The organism is Leptolyngbya sp. CALU 1928 (genome assembly GCF_056784215.1).
The window spans coordinates 15,219-32,400 of the sequence record NZ_JBXBCE010000007.1 but is presented as its reverse complement, the minus strand read 5'-3'; the positions used below and the strand labels follow the sequence as shown (position 1 = coordinate 32,400).

The following is a 17,182-nucleotide window of genomic DNA, read 5'->3' as shown; positions in this document are numbered from 1 at the left end:
TGCTCTGGTTTACATTTGCTCATGGAGCAAGTCTGTCCCCTCAGTGAGCCGATTTTCGATCGCTTTACGGGTGCGCTCTAGCTCAGCTGCTAATAATTTCTCTTCTGGCAGGGCTGTCTGGTACTCGGCTGCCAGAATATTGGATAGACCTTCAAGGGCATAGTGAGCAACCGCTTCATTCTTCTTGTTGCACAGAATCAAGCCAACAGGCGGGTTCTCGTCTGGGTAAGTCCAGTTCTCGCGGGCATAATTGAGGTACATATGCATTTGTCCTGCATCGGCATAGGTGAACTCGCCCAGCTTGAGGTCGATGATCACCAGGCAGCGTAGACGACGGTGGAAGAAGAGTAAGTCTACCCTAAACCACTGATCACCAATTCGTAAGCGACGTTGACGCCCAACAAACGTAAAATCACCGCCCAGTTCCAGCAGGAAGCTCTCAATGTGGCGGATGAGTGCTTCCTCCAGATCGTTCTCAGAATATTCATCTTTGAGGTCAAGGAACTCCAGAACAAACGGATCTTTTAGTTCCTCTTCAGGGGTAACGGCATCTTCAGGGCGTAAAGCAGCGCCCTTCTCTAGCATGGCTGCTTTGTTGCGGGAGAGTAAGGCACGCTCGTAGTATTGTGTGCTAATCTGTCGGCTGAGTTGGCGCACAGACCACCCGCCGCGTAATGCTTCTGTTTCGTAGAAGGTACGCGCTTCCGGTGCTTTGACAGTGAGCAACTTCACGTAGTGGGACCAGGGGAGTGGAAATTTTCCGGACAGTGTCTGGAAAATCTCAGGCGCGAGCGTTTCAGGAGAAAAGGATTGTCCCTGATGGGGATAAGCAAGGTAGAAGGCACGCATCTGAAATAATTGCTCTTCTGGAAGCCGCGTCCGAAGCGATCGCTCAAGTCTTTAGCTAACCGCTCGATAATTTGTTTGCCATATTCAGCACGGCTTTCCCCTCTCTGCTCTAGTTCGATAATGCGGCGTCCGATTTCCCAGTAAGTTGCAGTCATAATGGCGTTAACCGATCGCGCAACAGCACGACGGGCTGCCTCCATGAGTTCCACAACAGCACCCAGTACAGTTGTGTAAGTATCAACAGTACCGATCAGTTCAAGTTGTTCGGTGGGTTGCTTGTCTAGAGTGGGTTGATCTTCGGGTTGTTTGGGCACATTTGGCTCCATGAATCTTTAAGCAGGCTTAGCCTTCCAGCATGGTGATGAGACGACGCAGCTTACCAGCCCGTTTGCGATCGGCATAGCGACGCTTGGCTTCTGCCAGGATCTCTTCCATTGCTTTTGGGTTAGCGGTGGTGTGCACCCAAGCAGCTTCGAGAAATACCTCAATGGTGATGCGATTGTCTTTGCAATAGCGCGTCAAGCTTTGATCAAGCTCCTTTTCCAGAACGATCGCTGAGTGGCGGTTCGTTTCTGGAATTTTCGCCAGTTCCGCCTTCAAATCCTCTAAGGCATCGTTAGTTAGGGGAGCAGCCAATGCCTGTGCTTCTGGTAGAGTCTTGATGTGGTCGAGGCTCTGAGGCGCTTCTGGCTGCTGCACTCTGCTGATGAGCGTATCGTCTCTGGTTGGGACGGCTGGGCGCTGGCGGTTTTGGCGGATTCGATCTAGAACACTATCAGACATGATCTTTAGAGGCTTTGAGGACAATTAATTAAAGCTAAAATAAGCAATTTATTGAAAGCAAAAAAGTTAAAAGGCTAATTTTAGCTTTTTATATTTTACTATCTTATCACTTTAACTCAAACGAATACCTGGGGTTCACTGTCATGTCAGTTTTTAGTAAAAAGCTAAAAGGACAAAATTAGCTTTTTACTTTTTAGACAGCTTGATAATTTTGTCGATTAGCATCTCGAAGGGATATTCCAACTCGGTGTAGCCCATGTCGCTTAAAGTAGACCGTCGGTTGATGGCTTGTTTGTATCGTTCGGATTCTCGAATGGAAGGCAGGATCAATTCCTCACCAACCTCTTCACGCATGCCAGTGACAGCCGCGCGGCTTTCCTGGGTTTGGGAATTGCCAATCCACCGATCTCGGAAGGGTAGGACTCCCATTACTTGAGCTTCTGTTGCACCGACATCCTGAAGGTTTCGCAGTAAATCCAGCGTTCTTACCAAAGAGCCATAGCCTTTCACAGAGGCTTCAGCGGGAATGATCAGGGCATCCGCAGCACCGAGGACAGTGAGACAGATTTGCGATCGTTGGGGTGGCGCGTCAATGATGCAAACTTTGAACGCGTCAGCGATCGGCTCAAGGCGGCGCTTCAGCAAGGTTGCACCGACACCACTATTAGAAAGGTAGTCCTGAACAGTATCAAGTTGGTCATCGGCAGGAATGAGAAAGAGATTGTCGTTTCCTTCGCTGGGATAGATGCTGTCTTCTGCCGAAACAGTTTTTTTCAAGAACTCTAGCAATGTGGGCTGATTTGCCTGGAGTTCTAGATCCATGTATGTGGTCAGGTTGTGCTGTGGATCAGCGTCAACCAATAGAGTCGGGAAGCCTTGGCGCGAGAGCAGACGACCGAGCATTAGAGAAGCAGTGGTCTTGCCCTGCCCGCCACTAAGCAGGGCTAGTTCATCAGTGGTAGAAAAATGATAATGGGTGATGCTCTTTCACCCCTAGCTAGCCATGAGCCTGATTGATGCTCTCAAACAAGTACGAGACTATCGAACCCAACCCCAGTATCCATTGCTTGGGTGATTTTGTTGCTGGTACTGATGGCAACGATGAGCGGGTGTGTGGGGTATCGAGCGATTGCGTGCTTTGTGGAGCGCCATCAAACCCAATTGTTAGGGGTACTCGAAGTGCCCTATGAGCGGTTACCCTGCTACTCGACGATTCGCCGCGCTTTGGTGCGAGTGGACTTTGAGGCGTTAACCGAGGTTTTCAATCAATGGGCACAGGAAACGGTTGAGCTGGAAGAGCAAGCCGCTTGTGCCGTTGACGGCAAGAGCATCCGAGTCAGTCTGAGAGATTACGACCAGGCGTATCAAGATTTTGTCAGTGTGGTGTCGGTGGTCAGCACTCGACTGGGACTGGTCGTTGGGGTGCAATCCATGCACAACAAAACGAGTAGTGAAATTGTAACGGTACAAACCTTGTTGGAGCACCTTCAGTTGCAAGGGGTGTGTTTTAGTTTTGATGCCCTGCACGCCAAAAAAAAAACAGTTCAGCAAATTATAGCCAGTCAGAACCACTACTTAATTGCCATCAAAGGGAATCAACCCAAATTATTAGCCCAAATCCAGCAGCAGTTTGAACACTCGTCTCCCCTCAGTTGTCACGTGGACTCAGAGCGGACGCGCAATCGCTCAACCCAACGCCGTGTGTGTGTATTGGAGCCAAGTGCCACCATTGACCCAAGTTGGGTCGCTCTTAAACGAGTGATTCGGGTCGAACGCACCGGACTAAGAGCAGGCATACCCGTTTCACAGACGGTGTTTTATATCAGTTCGCTGGCAACCGATGCCGCCGAGTTTGCCCGTCGTATCCGGCAGCATTGGCACATTGAGAATCGCCTCCACTGGTGTAAAGATGTGGTCTTTCAAGAAGATACGACTCCACTGTGTGAGGGTCACGCTTTGATTAATATGGCAATTGTGCGAACCTTTGCCCTTAATCTCTTCCGGCAGCATGGGTTTGACTCTTTGACTCAGGCGATTCGACAGGTTGCTCATGATATCCCTCGCCTATTTTCCTTCTGCCAATGAATCAGCCCTGCCGCCACTAAGGGAGGCAATCGCGATAGTTAACATAGCTAATTCTTCTTTGAACCAATTAGACTTTACCAAAAATTCAATTGAATTAAAAAATCTTTTGTTAAAAAGCTAAATTTAGCTTTTTATACTTTTACCTTTAAGCAACATTAGCTTTTGACTGAGCCAAGTTGGATAATACGGGCTATAACTAGATGGAAATGAGTATAAAAATGGCTGTCAGTGAAGTTTTAACTGTTATTCCACTCTTCCTCGAACGATTAATACTTGATGGAAGTGCAATGGCATACTTGGAGGAACTAAAGATCTTTCTTGCGTCACCTGGTGACGTAGCTAAAGAGCGTCGTTACGTTGACGAAGTCGTGGATGAGGTCAACCGGACTGTAGCAGCAAAGAAAGGTTTTTCGGCTCAGAGTCATTCGATCTGAAAGAGATGCCTTCCCTGGTGATGGAAAAAGAGGGTCAAGCCATCCTTAACGATCTCGCAAGCTGAATAAACAAGAAAAACCCAACACCGTCTATGAATGTTGGGTTTCAAGTGTTCAATTCAACCGATAAAAGTCGCGATTGCGGGATGCCAATTATGGATTGGCGTAGAAATCGTTGCTGACTGTCAGGTGGAGGTCAGCCGATGGGTCAATCACGATCAGGTTTGGGGGAGTTTGCGTTTGGGGTAATGTTTCAAACTTGTTGTTTTCGATAATAAAGACTACCTTGATAAAAGACTCAAAGATTGCGGAGACTCAAGCATGGTTTTAGAGCCGATTGACTGCCCTCAATGTGATGGAGTCGAAGTGATCAAACACGGCACCACTCCAGACGGCAAACAGCGCTATTTTTGTCAAAACACCCAGTGCCATCGGCGCCCCTTTATTTTGCGGTATGAGTATCAAGGATATGTGCCGGAAGTCAAGCAACAAATTAGCGATATGGCTATTAATGGTAGCGGCATCCGAGATACTGCCCGTGTGCTTCATATTAGTCCGACTACCGTGATTAAGGAGTTAAAAAAAGAGTGTCAACTCAAAGCGGTGAATGAAGCTAAACTCGCCCAACTAGTGGGTCATTTGGCATGAGTATTGCCATATTTAGAGGGACGATTTCTAGAAATTGGGAAGCCGTACAAGCACCTGAACCACCCAACTGATGCTGCCGTCGGATTCGTGCTCTCTGTCGTCGCGCAGACCGTTTGCCACTCCACTCAAAGGGAGTTGGATGCTGATTCCAAGCTTGAGCAACTGCTTCAAACCAATCCATAATTTGCTGAGGGGTTTGGGGATGTTGCCCAGATAAGGCTCGTCGTTTCAAAATCCGTTGGATGGATTCTGCCATATTGAGCCAACTTCCGCCCAAAGGAGTGTAAAGGGGTAAGATGCCATGAGCGCATAGCCAGAGGACAAACTCAGGTGTTTTATGTCCTGCCAGATTGTCGCAAATTAACAGCATTCTTAAGGGCGGCAGTGGTTGGGGCAATGTAAATTTGATGCTCAGATTTTCGCGCCATCGTTGCCATAATAAACGCGTATCCGTTGCACTCGTTGCAGCAATCGGGGCAGGTAGAGATTGGACAATCTCTGCTAATTCTTGTTTCAACCAAGGATGTAATACCTGATTGGTACAGCTTTGTACCCCTTTGACTCGGACTTTCCCTGTCCTGGATGAAAGAGTGTTAACAGCTTGGCAGTCCCATCTTTGACATACTCATGCGAATAAGTTGCTGGATGTTCCTGGGCAATGTCTAAATCTTCGTCCTGTAAGGAACCGTGGTAAACGGACCTGCTTCATCTTCACACCAAACGGCTAATCCCATTGCCTCTGCGACGGTATAGGCTTGCTCAATTAATGCTTTTTTGCTTCACCATCCGGGTCTACCACTGTCACCACTCCCGATTTTCGTTTTCGCACCACTTTCCCGGTTTCACACCAACTCCGGTTCTTCTGCCAACTCCATCCTGACTCTTTCAACACCTTGTGTAAGGTGTAGGTACTCACCCGCGATAACTCTGGTTCCTGCTCTCGAATGCTCCGCTGTAGAGTACTCAAGCTCCAGGTTGCCGTTCCATCGGTTAGTCGTTCCGGTTTGCGTTGCACTGCCTGAAGGATTTTGGAGCGTTGTTCACTCCCATACACAACTTCAGGGCCTCCTCCATGTCGGAAGTTCAGTGCTGTAATCCCTTCTTGGTCCAACCGTGCCACTAATTGGGCAACTGCATCTCCAGAGCGTCGTCCGACTCTCTTCGAGCTGCATCCGTGTAATCGCAACCCTCTGCTACCGCCAGTAATAGTTTGGCGCGGGTAACTCGACTGGCGCTTTCACTTTGCGACCGACTCACTTTTTCTAAATATTGCTGCTCTTCTGGAGTGAGACTCCGAAGGGGATGTTTTTGATGACGAGTCATAGCCTCACCTCACGCTAGAATGTCATCATTTTCGAGCCTTTAGAGAATGGCAGCAACCGTAGCAAATGACCCACTAGAACCTACTCAAAGCATCGTCAAGCTCTGCCAGTGGGAGGATACAGAAGCAGAAGCCGATGAAATGTGGAGTTTTGTTGAGTCTAAAGCACAACAACGATGGCTGTGGCACGCCATTGACCATGCTAGTGGCACAGTATTGGCTTATGTCTTAGCATCGCATCAAGATGAGGCGTTTATCCAACTGAAAATCTTGTTAGAACCATTCGGGATTATGGGCTTTACACCGATGGTTGGGGAGCTTATGAAAGACACCTCGATCCAAGTCTTCACACCGTTGGTAAACGTAATACTCAGAAGATTGAGCGCAAGCCTTTAACCTGACGGACTCGAATTAAAAGATTGGCTCGCAAAACCATTTGCTTTTCCAAGTCCGTTGTGATGCATGACATTGTGATTGGACTGTTCCTTAACCGTTATGAGTTTGGCTTACCTATCTAACCTGAAACAACAACTCTAGAACACGACCCGATGAAATTTACTTCAGTTTCTATGGTTTCCGTGTAGCTAGTCAAAAGCCTCTCCTATATGGAATCAGTCAACTTCCAAAGAATGACTTTCAACAAGCTTTAGGCTTCCGTCTTCCTAACCGTGAAGATGTGGTGAATCATTTCAAGGCGTTGATACAACTCTGGGAAGCAGGCAAAGTTTCAGCATCTGAGGATAAAGAATACCAACAATCTCTTAGAAGTGTTTACAACTATCTCAATACCGCATTCCTTAGCAACCGAGCAACAGATGTAGACCGTCGATGGTTACGAGACCAGTTACAAGGCTACAAGTGTTTGTGGAATTATGGTGAATTTTGGAAGCCAGAACATACATTCCAAGTCAATGTTACATTCGTTGGTAAGCGTCGGCAAAAAATTACTCCATCTTCGCCTATTCGAGAGGTGTATGAGCTTTTAGGACAGAAGCGGCAGCCCGGTGTTGATGACTATCTTAATTTTTTGACACAGTTAGCAAAGGAGTGCAGAGGCGAATCTTTAACTGCTGAGGACGTGAAATGTGTCTATGAAGTTTTGCAGCTTCTGACGCGAGATTTAGAGCTAGAAAAATGTCCCGTTTCTGATTACGACCTACTCTTGCTGACAGACGATAATTTGTTGTTGCCGCCCGATCAGATTCTTATCCCTGATGCACCCTGGAAGCTTGATGCAATTGTTGGTCGTGCTCAAGTCAAAATTTTGCATCCTGAAGTGCCACATAGTTTGGCAAGTGCCGCAGGTAGCCAGTCTTTATCAAGTGATGTGGTCGAAGAACTAACGAAGATTGAGTTGTCAGATGACCAGAACGTAGGTAAATTTTGTCAGAACTGGCAGAGCCTGTTGCGCTCATCAGAGTTTATCAGCGGATTAGAACGGTTGATTATAGACCAGTATGGATTGGATGTTGAAGTAGAACTAAGTGGGCTAGCAAGGGCAGAGGTTAAAGCGGCAGCGACAATTACTACCAATTTGCTTTTAAAGGATCGCTGCATTGCATCTGGTTTACAAGGAGGCTATTACTGTAAGCCAAACAGTTATATATTCCACCTCAGCCATAAAAGCGAAAAATTGATGCGTAACTATCTCACCGATAGTCTTAATCAGCAATTAGGTAACCTTAAGCTGGCTGATACGGCTCGTCTACAGACAATCATTGAAAGTCATCCATCCGAAATCAAACAATTGCTGGATGAACTCCGAGTTAAGCATCTTAAGCGATCGCCTTTAGTGACAGCCTTTGAAGAAACAGACGAAAACGAAGTTGATGAAATTTTTGATGCCGATCTCTTGGATGAGTTTGAAACAAACAGTGCAGATGAGGGCACAACCAAAGATATCAATGAGCGGGAATCAGCAAGTCCTTCACCAGCTTCAACCTCTAATGGCAGTAATCCGGGACAAGCAATTGCTAACCCCTCCAATGGCAGTGTTCCACAACAACCCATTCCTAAATCTCCTCCTGTTACAGCAAATAGTTCACCCGCCGTTTCATCCCCCGTTTCCCCTGCTTTTACTCAACCCACTGCCAATCCAATCATTAAACCTGCGAAACCTACTCCACTAACATCACAGAGAAGAGGCATCCTAGATGTAAAATCCGCTGCCCAGCCTGCCGAGCAAAGTGATTCTGAGGATGCTGACCAAAATGATTCTAAGGAGAGGAATCGGCAGCCGACCCTAACTCACTCCATTTCTAAGAGAAACAATATAATTCGGTTAAAACGATTGGGCGAATCAGGACGATCTCAAGGTGCTGGCAAGCGACGATCCCAACCGAGAACAACATATTCGAGCCAGCAATACCGCAATGGTGTCCGTGTTCGCTCCGGGCTGGAAGTTGATCCGAACAAGAATGCAGAAACGGAACTGACAGAATCCGAAGCACGAAAGATTGACCAAGCTGGAATGGCACAAGTGATGGAGTATGAGCGTCGGCATGGGCGTGAACCTAACGATATGAATGAAGTCAAACCAAATCATCCTGGATATGACATTGAGTCGAGGGATACGCAATCTGGCGCGGTACGTTATATCGAGGTGAAGTCACTGCGGGGGATCTGGGACAGACGAGGAGTTTGTGTATCTCTGAAGCAATTTGAAACAGGCAATAAAAAGCAAGATGACTTCTGGCTATACGTGGTGGAGCAGGCCGAAATGGATGAGGCAACGGTGACTCCGATCCAGAACCCGGTTGGTTTGGTAGGTGAGTTTTACTATGACGATAGCTGGCGGCAGTTGGCAGATGATGAAGCGAGTGAGGCAGACTGATAAGGATGCGCCCGCTGGTTCTACTACTCAGCCCCCTGTGAGTTCTTCTGTATCAAACCAAAAAACACCTGAGCCTCCGCCACCAGAATGGCATCCCTGCAAATTTTCACAAACTTCGGCAGGTGATTCTCAGTTAACTTCGGCAACATTTTAACCTCACAAATTTCGGCACCCAAAATTCAGTTAACTTCGGCAGGTAATTCTCACTCAACTTCGGCACCCATGACTACACTGCACTGGTTCAGTCAATCAGGAGTGTGGAAGATGGGCAAGACAAACGGACAAGGAGGATTACTGCGAATGGCAAAATTTCGAGAAATCTTGCGGTTGCATGAGTTGGGTCACAGCCAATGTGCAATTGCCCAAAGCTGTGCAGTTGCTCGCTCTACGGTGCAAGACTACATTCGACGAGCGACGGCAAAAAACCTGAGCTACGAGCAACTCAGACACTTGGGTGACAGCGAAGTCAAAGACCTGCTGGGTAAAGGCAAACGTAAAGCGAGTCGGGAGGGAGAGGCGATTGACTTTGCCCCCCTTGCGGTGGAACTAGGACGCAAAGGGGTGACGCTCGCCCTGCTGTGGCAGGAAGGGTTAGACAAAGGACAGTGGCAAATGAGCTATGGCACCTTTTGTCGGCGTTATTGCAACGAGTGGCGGTGGCTGTTTGAGAAGTTGAGTTTGCGCCAGGTGTACAAGGGGGGCGAGAAGCTATTTGTGGACTATTGTGGGTTGAGCGTGCGGGTGACTCATCCCCAGACCCGGGAAGTGGTTGAGGCTCAGATTTTTGTGGGGTGTCTGGAGCGAGCAACTATACGTATGCGGAAGCGACTCCAACGCAGGAATTGACGCACTGGATAGGGGCGCATGAGCGTGCCCTATCCTTCTTTGGCGGAGTGCCAGAGTGCATCGTGCCGGACAATCTCAAGTCAAGGAGTCACCGACCCATGTCGCTACGAGCCAGGAGTGAACCGCAGTTACCAAGAGTTTGCCGAACATTATGACGTGGCCATCCTGCCTGCGCGTCCCAAGAAACCACGCGATAAAAGCAAGGTGGAAAAGGCGGTGCAGGAAGTGGAACGGCAAATCCTCGCCCCGCTGCGGCATGAACAATTCACCAGTTTCAGTGCGCTCAATGCGGCGATTCGAGAGCGATTGGAGCGACTCAATGAGCGCGTGATGCATGGCTATGGAGTATCCCGGCGAGGACTATTTGAGCAAGTGGACCAAAGCGCCCTCAAGCCCCTACCGACTCAACCGTTTGTATTTGGACAGTGGAAAAGCGCCAAGGTGAATCTGGATTACCACATTGAAGTGGAGGACAAGATTATCAACCTCGTCCCCTACACGCTGGTGGGTCAGGCAGTTCAAGTCAAAACGAGTGAGCAGTTGGTTGGCTTCACGAACACCAACGGGTTGCCGCTCATGAGCGCTCTCGGGTGCGTTATCGGCATACGACGGTGCCTGAGCACATGCCACCGGAGCATTTAGCTTACAAAGGGCAGTCAAAGGAGCGATTTCTCGCCTGGGCAGAGGGCATCGGCGCCGTGCGATGCTCGTTCAAGTGCAAGCCATCTTCGAGTCCAAAGCTCACCCTGAACAAGCCTTTCGCGCCCTCAAAGGCATTCAACGATTAGTTGGACGCTTTGACTCAACCCGACTCGAAGCCGCGTGCCGACGAGCCAATACTCTGGGACTCGTGGGGTTGCGCCGGATTCGCAACATCCTCGAACTTGAACCAAACGGCCCCGTTGCCAGAATCGGCACCCCTGTCTGAAGTCAATCAACACGCCAATGTCCGAGGTTCCCAATACTATTGCTAAGGTCACCCACATGAATCCATCGACCGTTGAACAACTCACAGCGCTCCGCCTGAGCGGGATGCTCGAGGCCTGGAGCGAACAACACACCAGCGCCACGTATCACGATCTGAGCTTTGATGAACGCTTCTCATTGCTGGTTGAGCGAGAACATTATCGGCGCTTTCAACAACGTCTCCAACGCCGCCTCAAGCAAGCCCAACTCTCCACTACCGCCTCAGTTGCTGATATTGATTTTTCAGTTCCGCGTGGTCTGGTTAAATCCAAGTTCCTCGAACTTGCACAGGGACAATGGGTGCAAGAGCATCTGAACCTCATCGTGGTCGGTCCGACGGGCGTGGGCAAAACCTTCCTCTCTTGCGTCTTAGCAAACGGTTGTTGCACCTTGGGGCATACCGTGCGCTATTTGCGGAGTGCCGATCTGCTACTGGAATTCAAACTTGCTAAAGCCGATGGCTCATTCCCGAAACTCCAACGTCAACTCGCCAGTTTGGGTGTGCTGATTTTTGATGATTGGCTGCGCGACCCACTCCTGCCTCAAGATGCCCGTGACTTGCTGAACCTGCTCCATTCAACCGTATCGCAAAGCATCATCTCTATTTGCCACTCAGATTCCGGTCAATCAATGGCATCAGCAGATTCAAGACCCAACCTTAGCGGACGCGATTCTCGACCGCATTGTCCATGACTCTCTGCGACTGGTGCTCAAGGGGGAATCAATGCGAAAGCTTACCAGCAAAATTGCACCTCAGTTGGAGAGTGCTTGATGCGATCTCACGCAAAAATCTTATTTCGATTTGTGTCATTGACGGTTACTTGGATGCGATCTCACACACGATTAAGGTGATAAATTCACACCTGCCGAAGTTGATGAAATTACCCTGCCGAAGTTGGGTGAGAATCAGGTGCCGAAGTTAGTAGAAATTGGGTGCCGAAGTTGTGAAAATACAGCAAAGAGAGTTAGTCAGACAGTGTTTGGCTTTTTGCTAGGGCATCCCCAGGAAAAGGAAATAAGTCAGACAGTGTTTGGTTTTTTGCCAATACAGGATAAGTCAGGGCAAATTTACGAAAATTTTTCAAGTTGCTGAGGGACAAACCCTCATAGCCGCGTTCTGTCAGATCAGCCGCAATACCTCTTAAAAGGGCTTCCCCATAGGTTGCTTGATCTTCCCCATTTTGCTCATACTCAACAATATGTGCACCAATGAGCCAGTTCCGTAGAGTAAGGGCTTGATTAACTGCCTTTGCGATCGGAGCTTGGGCTGAAGTATTAATTTGCCCAATTCCGTCCAAGAGGCGTTGATATTCCACTCTCAATCCCTTTTACATCAATGCGAGCACTACAAATACAGCGGTTTGCGTTCAGATAGGGGACACTAAAGTGGTGCAAAAGAAGGTAACGAATGAAGCCGTATTCCATCGACTTGCGAGAACGAGTTGTCAGTGCGATTGAACAAGGAGATAGCTCTTTCAGAAAAGTAGCGCAGCGCTTCTGTGTCAGCAAAAACTGTGTCGAGCGGTGGGTCACTCAGAAGCGGACAGAAGGTCATGTGGTGCCACGCAAGCAGGGTGGGTCGGTGAGTGCGGTGATGGAGCATCAAGATCAGTTGATGGCGATCTTCGAGCAACAGACCGATGCGACCTTGGCAGAATACTGTGAGTTATTGTTTGATGCGACTGGACTATGGGTAAGCCAAAGCACCATGTGTCGGACATTCCAGCGACTAGATTTACCACGCCAAAAAAAACACTCCGCGCCCACCAAGCGACGAGCGAACGCGTACAACGCTTAAGAGGGGAGTATTGGACCCAAGTCAAGGGGGTAGACCTCAAGGACTTAGTGTTTCTTGATGAGATGGGAGTTTTGCTGGGACTGATGCGAACGCATGCCCGTGCAAGGTCTGGAGCACGAGCTTACGACTTCAAACCCTTTTATCGCGGTAGTAAGGTGAGTGTCATTGGTGCGATCTCGGTCTCAAAAGTCCTGGCTGTAATGACAATGGATGCTTCAATCTACGCGCCCTTTGAAGTCTATATGTCTCCCAGTGCATTCGTGCCCAACTCTGGCAAGGCTGTTGTGGTCATGGACAATCTGCCGACCCACAAAGTAGACGCGATAGCACCTCTAATTGAAGCGGTTGGCGCAAGGGTGCTGTACCTGTCTCCTTACTCCCCGGAATTTAACCCCATAGAACACTGGTGGTCGCAGTTAAAAGCCTTCTTAAGGCAGTTCTCGCCGACGACCTCGAAACGGGTCGATACGCTGATTGCAACGGCGATGGATTTAATGAATCCGAAGCATTTGCGAACTGGTTTGCCCACTGCTGCTACTGTCCCTCATGAGTCTGCAAACCGCTGTATCCCTCATTAGTCACTTTAAGCAGAGGAAAAGATAAGTTGTAAATTTAGCCGATGCACCAGTGGACAGATAAACTCATTCATCTTCTGCGTGAGTTGTTCAAACCCTAACTGGAGTGATGCAATGGGAAAAACCGTCAACCACTGTTTAAGCCAGTTAAAACAAACTAAAGGTTGAATGACTAAACGTAGGTTGTTTAATAAATTCTTCCAACCGCTTTGGTTATCCCACCAAGGATGCCCTGTAAATCGTTTGATGGGCGAGGGGGCATGAGTCATTCAACGGGTCGGCAAACAAACTGACCATGAGGAATGCACTCATCACTATCTCCCACCACTTCTCAATTTGCTCATAGCTTGTCATGCGAAAGTCTGCCCAACCGAGTGCGTCTTTGGCTTGTTTGAGTCCATACTCAATCCAGGTTCTAAAGCCGTAGTGGTCTCCAATTTCTTTGAGTTTGATGTCTGGGGCACAGACCATCACAAAGGAAGTGGAATTGTCTGGCAAGGTGTCACGGTCAGTGGTCAAAAGCCAATATGGCTTGCGGTGCCGTTTGCCGTAAATCACCTCTGCCATGTAGCGCACTTCGGTGGTGCCATTGCTAAAGGTGCGTTCAAACGGTTGCCACGGCTCCTGATACACCTCCTGGCTCTTGCGGTAACCACAGAGCGTGGTTGCTACGAATCGCCAGAATGTAGGGCAGTTTCAACTCATCAAGCACATGGACAAAGTTCACCTTGCTTTCTCCGTACAAGCTATCGGCAAGCACCAACTCAAAGTGAAATCCCAGGGCTTGCAGGTCTCGAATCATCCTTGCGGCAATTTGCGGTTTACTGGAGTACTCCTCTCCTTCTTTGAGTCGTTGGGGTTCATACACTCAAAGCTTAACGGCAAAATCATGCCATCCACTAATCCATAAGCCGTGACAGCCACGATGCCATTTTCCTTTTTACCGACGTTGCCAATGTATTGCCGTTTGACGTAATCAGTGTGCTTTTTCCCTTCTTGCAATCTCCGGTTTCATCAATCAGTAATATCAATGAGCGACCACCCAGCACCTTGAGGGTTAACTCCAGTCGTTTCTGGCGTAGCTGCTGCACCTGCCAAGGAGATTCGGTTAGGAAGCGATGCAAGTTTTGTTGATTGTCTAAGCCCACTGCTTTGGCAATGGCGGGTAAGGATTTGCGTTTAATCTCGCTAACCATCCCCAAGTGCAACAGTTTGAAGGCTTCAAAGCTTCGCACTTCTGGGAATAATCCCTCATACAGTTGGCAGTATTCATCTACAAAGCGAATCGTCGGTCGAGCGGTTCTAGAGGCAGGCATGGATCATTTAATCTGGATAACCTTAACCCTATTCTAGATAATTTCTACTCAGAGTGACTAATGAGGGGGTATGTACTGTAGCAACAAGGCATACGATTCTACAACAAACTCATAACTAATTGCAACGCAATTTTTCAGGATTAATTTGAAATTGGATATTAGGCACTTTTTCTTACCAGGCAGCTCTTGCGCTCCCAAAACATAGCCCTCCTGTTTGAGTTCATCTACCGTTCGCCAAAAGATTTGATTATTTCGAGATGAGTTGCTGCCCAGCAAATCCAAATTCTTAAACAAGTATTGCTTAGAAATTACCAAGTACTGACCATCTTGGGGAATATCCCACTTCATCCGGCTTGCCAAATAAATCAGTAGCTTCGTTTTATAGTCACTCTTTGCGTTGTTTCCCAGCTTTTGGGTAATATCAATGCTGTTAGCAAACAGCACATAGTCGCCTGTACGGCTGGGACCCTCAAAGAACTCTAGAGACACAGTATAAGCATCTGCCAATTCATACGTGTAGTCTGCGGTCTTCGCCAGATCAAAATCTCGCGGAACATTGTCAATTTCGTAGTCTTTAATCCGTAATACACTTTTAATCATGACTTTGGCGCCAATGTTATTCCCCTTACGGAGGGACTGTGCCAACACCAGTTCTGTGCGATGAAGAGCAACCAGATCGCGATTAAGTTGCGATCGCAGTTTTGAAGCAAAACCTCCGTCTTTCGTGCGGGTATATCCTAGACTTTCCAACAAATCATTTGAGCGAAAGCATACTGACTGCCCCGTCCCCTGTTGCGCGGCTAGTCGATACAAATAAAGCACAATAGAAACCTGTCGGGGATTGAGAAACGTCAACAACGCCATAATCAAGCGTTGAATCCGTCGATCCTGAATTTTCTCTGGTAGCCCTTTACTGATTCCCTGATTAGAGGCACGACTTTAAATCAAGTTTGGCATACTGATCTTTCAGATCTTCCCACTCTTCAGCCGACAGATTTTCCAGAGGCACTCGGCGGGTCACAGCTAACTCGGTTGGATCACCAATATCAGCTTCTACCCGCATTTCTAAATAGTATCCGTCCGCATCGGAGCGCAAGATGGGCAACTGCACATCAGGATTCTTGAGAGCTGCTGCTGCCCTAGGTAACACCATCAGGAGCTGCCCGTCTACTGGAAATGATGTGTCGTTTCGCTTGCTCACAATTCGCTCCTATCGCGTGAGCAAATTGTACCAGCCACGCATTGAACTGAGAAGATTTTCAGGAGCTTTGTCAAGTTCCTACATCTAGGGTTTTTACTTACACTTATCCAAAAAACTGCTAAATGTGGACATCACTCTATACGTCCCGCGTATAGCTTTTTGATAGCCTGTAACTCCGGCGTATGATTTTAGTTACCTAGCCTGTAACTCCGGCGTATGATTTTAGCCACTTAGCCTATAACTCCGGCGTATGATTCAGCCTGTAACTCCGGCGTATAGTTTTTTGGGTAGCCTGTAACTCCGGCGTATGATTCAGCCTGTAACTCCGGCGTATAGTTTTCTCCTATAGGCAATGTAAAAATCACTAGGCTCAAAATTTCATTTCAAAATGCCTGTAACTCCTAGGTTTTTACCTGTAACTCCAGCGTATTCTTAACTGATATGCCTGTAACTCCGGCGTACATTTTTACCTGTAACTCCAGCGTATAGACCACCTATAACTTTGGCGTATTACATACCTATAACTCCAGCGTACAGGCGATTTCAGCATGTTAAGAATAAGTTTTTCCGATGTACACTGCTTCTACTCTTAGTTCGGATGTTCTTTGGAAGCTCGGATCAACATCGTTACTCAATGAGTAACTTTATTCATCTTTTTTCAAATAACAGAAAACCGGGACAGAGCCTCGCCAAAATCTCCCACATTCTGGCTTCCTAGTGACAGAGAGAACGATTGCTCTCTCTGTTTTCTATGCAAAAGCATGATGCATACACTAGCAGTACTCATTTCTGATGAAGAAGTCGGTCTGAAGTTTTTTGTGTTTATTTTGTGTGAAATAAGGCTATTTGGGGTTCTGTTCCATCTCCTTCTGACTGATGGAGCTAATGGATGCGTATTGTTAGTCAAACTACAGAACAGTTTCAATATATCCAGGAGTGGGACGATAAATTTCTCGCGCTCTTTCCGCATCGGCACGACTATATCTACGCCAACCATCCAGAACCTGAACACACACCCGATTGGAAAACCGAAAGCCGTCATCCCCTCTCAGATCGCATCCTGCGTCAAGGCTCCTCCCTCTTCGGGGTGCGCTTTGGCAAGGTGAAAACTCACTGCGTCCTCGACATCGATACCAGCAGCCTCTATCATCCCCAGCGAGATCGCTTTGCCGTCTCCCGCATCCTGGCGGTACTGGAACCCTTGGGACTGGTTAATGCCGTTCTCTGCACCAGTTCCTACAGCGGCGGTCTACATCTCTACTTCCCCTTTCCAGTCGCCCAAAACACCTGGAAACTCGCGATTGCCGTCTACAACCCTATTAGAAAACGCTGGATTTCGCCTGAGCGCCGGACACCTAGAACTGTTTCCCAATCCCAGACCCTATGCCCTTGAAGGGAGTCTCAGCCTGTTCAATGCTCATCGGTTGCCGCTACAAGCAGGCTCCTATCTATTGAACCATGACTTCCAAGCCATCTGGAGTGACCCGCAGACCTTCGTCGAACACGGCAGTTTGCCCAGAACCGCAA

The 17,182-nt window shown here is 48.1% G+C and carries 18 protein-coding genes and 5 pseudogenes; 12 read left to right on the top strand and 11 right to left on the bottom strand.

The genetic code is table 11. The annotated features are described in order from the left end of the window. Positions 1-9: 9 nt before the first annotated feature. The 4 genes and pseudogenes from AC1S5B_RS21775 to AC1S5B_RS21760 form a co-directional block, all read right to left on the bottom strand. Positions 10-585 carry a PDDEXK nuclease domain-containing protein gene (locus tag AC1S5B_RS21775; RefSeq protein WP_482037795.1) on the bottom strand — a complete coding sequence of 192 codons (576 nt, stop codon included), beginning with the start codon at positions 583-585 and terminating at the stop codon, positions 10-12. Positions 586-672: 87 nt separating this feature from the next. Beyond that, a pseudogene (locus tag AC1S5B_RS21770) lies at positions 673-1,004 on the bottom strand (DUF1016 N-terminal domain-containing protein); the annotation flags it as partial. Between the two features lie 187 nt (positions 1,005-1,191). After that, positions 1,192-1,632: a carboxysome distribution maintenance protein McdB gene (locus AC1S5B_RS21765; RefSeq protein WP_482037783.1), complete on the bottom strand. Its 441-nt coding sequence runs from the start codon at positions 1,630-1,632 to the stop codon at positions 1,192-1,194. A 186-nt stretch (positions 1,633-1,818) separates the two neighbouring features. Then, positions 1,819-2,574: a ParA family protein gene (locus tag AC1S5B_RS21760; protein ID WP_482037794.1), complete on the bottom strand. Its 756-nt coding sequence runs from the start codon at positions 2,572-2,574 to the stop codon at positions 1,819-1,821. A gap of 129 nt (positions 2,575-2,703) precedes the next feature. On the opposite strand from AC1S5B_RS21760, the gene AC1S5B_RS21755 reads away from it, so the two are divergent. From AC1S5B_RS21755 to AC1S5B_RS21745, 3 genes and pseudogenes are all read left to right on the top strand, one after another. Continuing rightward, positions 2,704-3,717 (top strand): ISAs1 family transposase, encoded by a 1,014-nt coding sequence (locus tag AC1S5B_RS21755; RefSeq protein ID WP_482037782.1) that lies wholly within the window; start codon positions 2,704-2,706, stop codon positions 3,715-3,717. Positions 3,718-3,935: 218 nt separating this feature from the next. After that, positions 3,936-4,151 carry a hypothetical protein gene (locus tag AC1S5B_RS21750; RefSeq protein ID WP_482037781.1) on the top strand — a complete coding sequence of 72 codons (216 nt, stop codon included), beginning with the start codon at positions 3,936-3,938 and terminating at the stop codon, positions 4,149-4,151. Between the two features lie 321 nt (positions 4,152-4,472). Then, a pseudogene (locus AC1S5B_RS21745) lies at positions 4,473-4,781 on the top strand (IS1-like element transposase); the annotation flags it as partial. Here the strand turns inward: AC1S5B_RS21745 and AC1S5B_RS21740 are convergent. The 3 genes from AC1S5B_RS21740 to AC1S5B_RS21730 all read right to left on the bottom strand — a co-directional run bounded on the left by AC1S5B_RS21740 (position 4,765) and on the right by AC1S5B_RS21730 (position 6,122). Next, entirely contained in the window at positions 4,765-5,316 is a 552-nt protein-coding gene (locus tag AC1S5B_RS21740; protein WP_482037780.1) for a hypothetical protein, read from the bottom strand. The pseudogene AC1S5B_RS21745 and the gene AC1S5B_RS21740 overlap by 17 nt on opposite strands. A gap of 246 nt (positions 5,317-5,562) precedes the next feature. Further along, positions 5,563-5,919: a hypothetical protein gene (locus tag AC1S5B_RS21735; protein WP_482037779.1), complete on the bottom strand. Its 357-nt coding sequence runs from the start codon at positions 5,917-5,919 to the stop codon at positions 5,563-5,565. Continuing rightward, complete coding sequence (locus AC1S5B_RS21730; RefSeq protein WP_482037778.1) at positions 5,919-6,122, bottom strand: hypothetical protein; 204 nt, start codon at positions 6,120-6,122, stop codon at positions 5,919-5,921. Before AC1S5B_RS21730 ends, AC1S5B_RS21735 begins: the two co-directional genes overlap by 1 nt. A gap of 124 nt (positions 6,123-6,246) precedes the next feature. Between AC1S5B_RS21730 and AC1S5B_RS21725 the strand changes: the two are divergent. From AC1S5B_RS21725 to istB, 6 genes and pseudogenes are all read left to right on the top strand, one after another. Further along, positions 6,247-6,638 (top strand): annotated as a pseudogene (locus AC1S5B_RS21725) (IS1 family transposase); the annotation flags it as partial. 161 nt (positions 6,639-6,799) lie between these two features. After that, entirely contained in the window at positions 6,800-8,953 is a 2,154-nt protein-coding gene (locus AC1S5B_RS21720; RefSeq protein WP_482037777.1) for a protein NO VEIN domain-containing protein, read from the top strand. Positions 8,954-9,175: 222 nt separating this feature from the next. Further along, a complete protein-coding gene (locus AC1S5B_RS21715; protein WP_482037776.1) occupies positions 9,176-9,799 on the top strand; it encodes a hypothetical protein in 624 nt (207 codons plus the stop codon). Between the two features lie 18 nt (positions 9,800-9,817). Further along, positions 9,818-10,441 carry a hypothetical protein gene (locus tag AC1S5B_RS21710; protein ID WP_482037775.1) on the top strand — a complete coding sequence of 208 codons (624 nt, stop codon included), beginning with the start codon at positions 9,818-9,820 and terminating at the stop codon, positions 10,439-10,441. A gap of 61 nt (positions 10,442-10,502) precedes the next feature. Next, entirely contained in the window at positions 10,503-10,727 is a 225-nt protein-coding gene (locus AC1S5B_RS21705) for a hypothetical protein (protein ID WP_482037774.1), read from the top strand. 56 nt (positions 10,728-10,783) lie between these two features. Next, positions 10,784-11,537: pseudogene (istB, locus tag AC1S5B_RS21700) on the top strand (IS21-like element helper ATPase IstB). Between the two features lie 193 nt (positions 11,538-11,730). Here the strand turns inward: istB and AC1S5B_RS21695 are convergent. Further along, positions 11,731-12,081, bottom strand: coding sequence for a DUF1016 N-terminal domain-containing protein (locus tag AC1S5B_RS21695; protein WP_482037773.1), 351 nt, complete (start codon positions 12,079-12,081; stop codon positions 11,731-11,733). A gap of 92 nt (positions 12,082-12,173) precedes the next feature. Between AC1S5B_RS21695 and AC1S5B_RS21690 the strand changes: the two genes are divergently transcribed. Then, positions 12,174-12,563, top strand: coding sequence for a helix-turn-helix domain-containing protein (locus AC1S5B_RS21690; protein WP_482034976.1), 390 nt, complete (start codon positions 12,174-12,176; stop codon positions 12,561-12,563). Then, on the top strand, positions 12,455-13,141 hold the full coding sequence (locus AC1S5B_RS21685) for an IS630 family transposase (RefSeq protein ID WP_482037772.1): 687 nt from the start codon (positions 12,455-12,457) through the stop codon (positions 13,139-13,141). The genes AC1S5B_RS21690 and AC1S5B_RS21685 overlap by 109 nt, the downstream gene beginning before the upstream one ends. A gap of 5 nt (positions 13,142-13,146) precedes the next feature. Here the strand turns inward: AC1S5B_RS21685 and AC1S5B_RS21680 are convergent. The 3 genes and pseudogenes from AC1S5B_RS21680 to AC1S5B_RS21670 form a co-directional block, all read right to left on the bottom strand. Continuing rightward, a pseudogene (locus tag AC1S5B_RS21680) lies at positions 13,147-14,454 on the bottom strand (IS701 family transposase). 57 nt (positions 14,455-14,511) lie between these two features. Then, entirely contained in the window at positions 14,512-15,318 is an 807-nt protein-coding gene (locus tag AC1S5B_RS21675; RefSeq protein ID WP_482037771.1) for a hypothetical protein, read from the bottom strand. Between the two features lie 61 nt (positions 15,319-15,379). Beyond that, on the bottom strand, positions 15,380-15,655 hold the full coding sequence (locus AC1S5B_RS21670; protein ID WP_482037770.1) for a hypothetical protein: 276 nt from the start codon (positions 15,653-15,655) through the stop codon (positions 15,380-15,382). A gap of 889 nt (positions 15,656-16,544) precedes the next feature. Here AC1S5B_RS21670 and AC1S5B_RS21665 point away from each other — a divergent pair. Further along, on the top strand, positions 16,545-17,048 hold the full coding sequence (locus AC1S5B_RS21665; protein ID WP_482037769.1) for a bifunctional DNA primase/polymerase: 504 nt from the start codon (positions 16,545-16,547) through the stop codon (positions 17,046-17,048). Positions 17,049-17,182 lie beyond the last annotated feature (134 nt).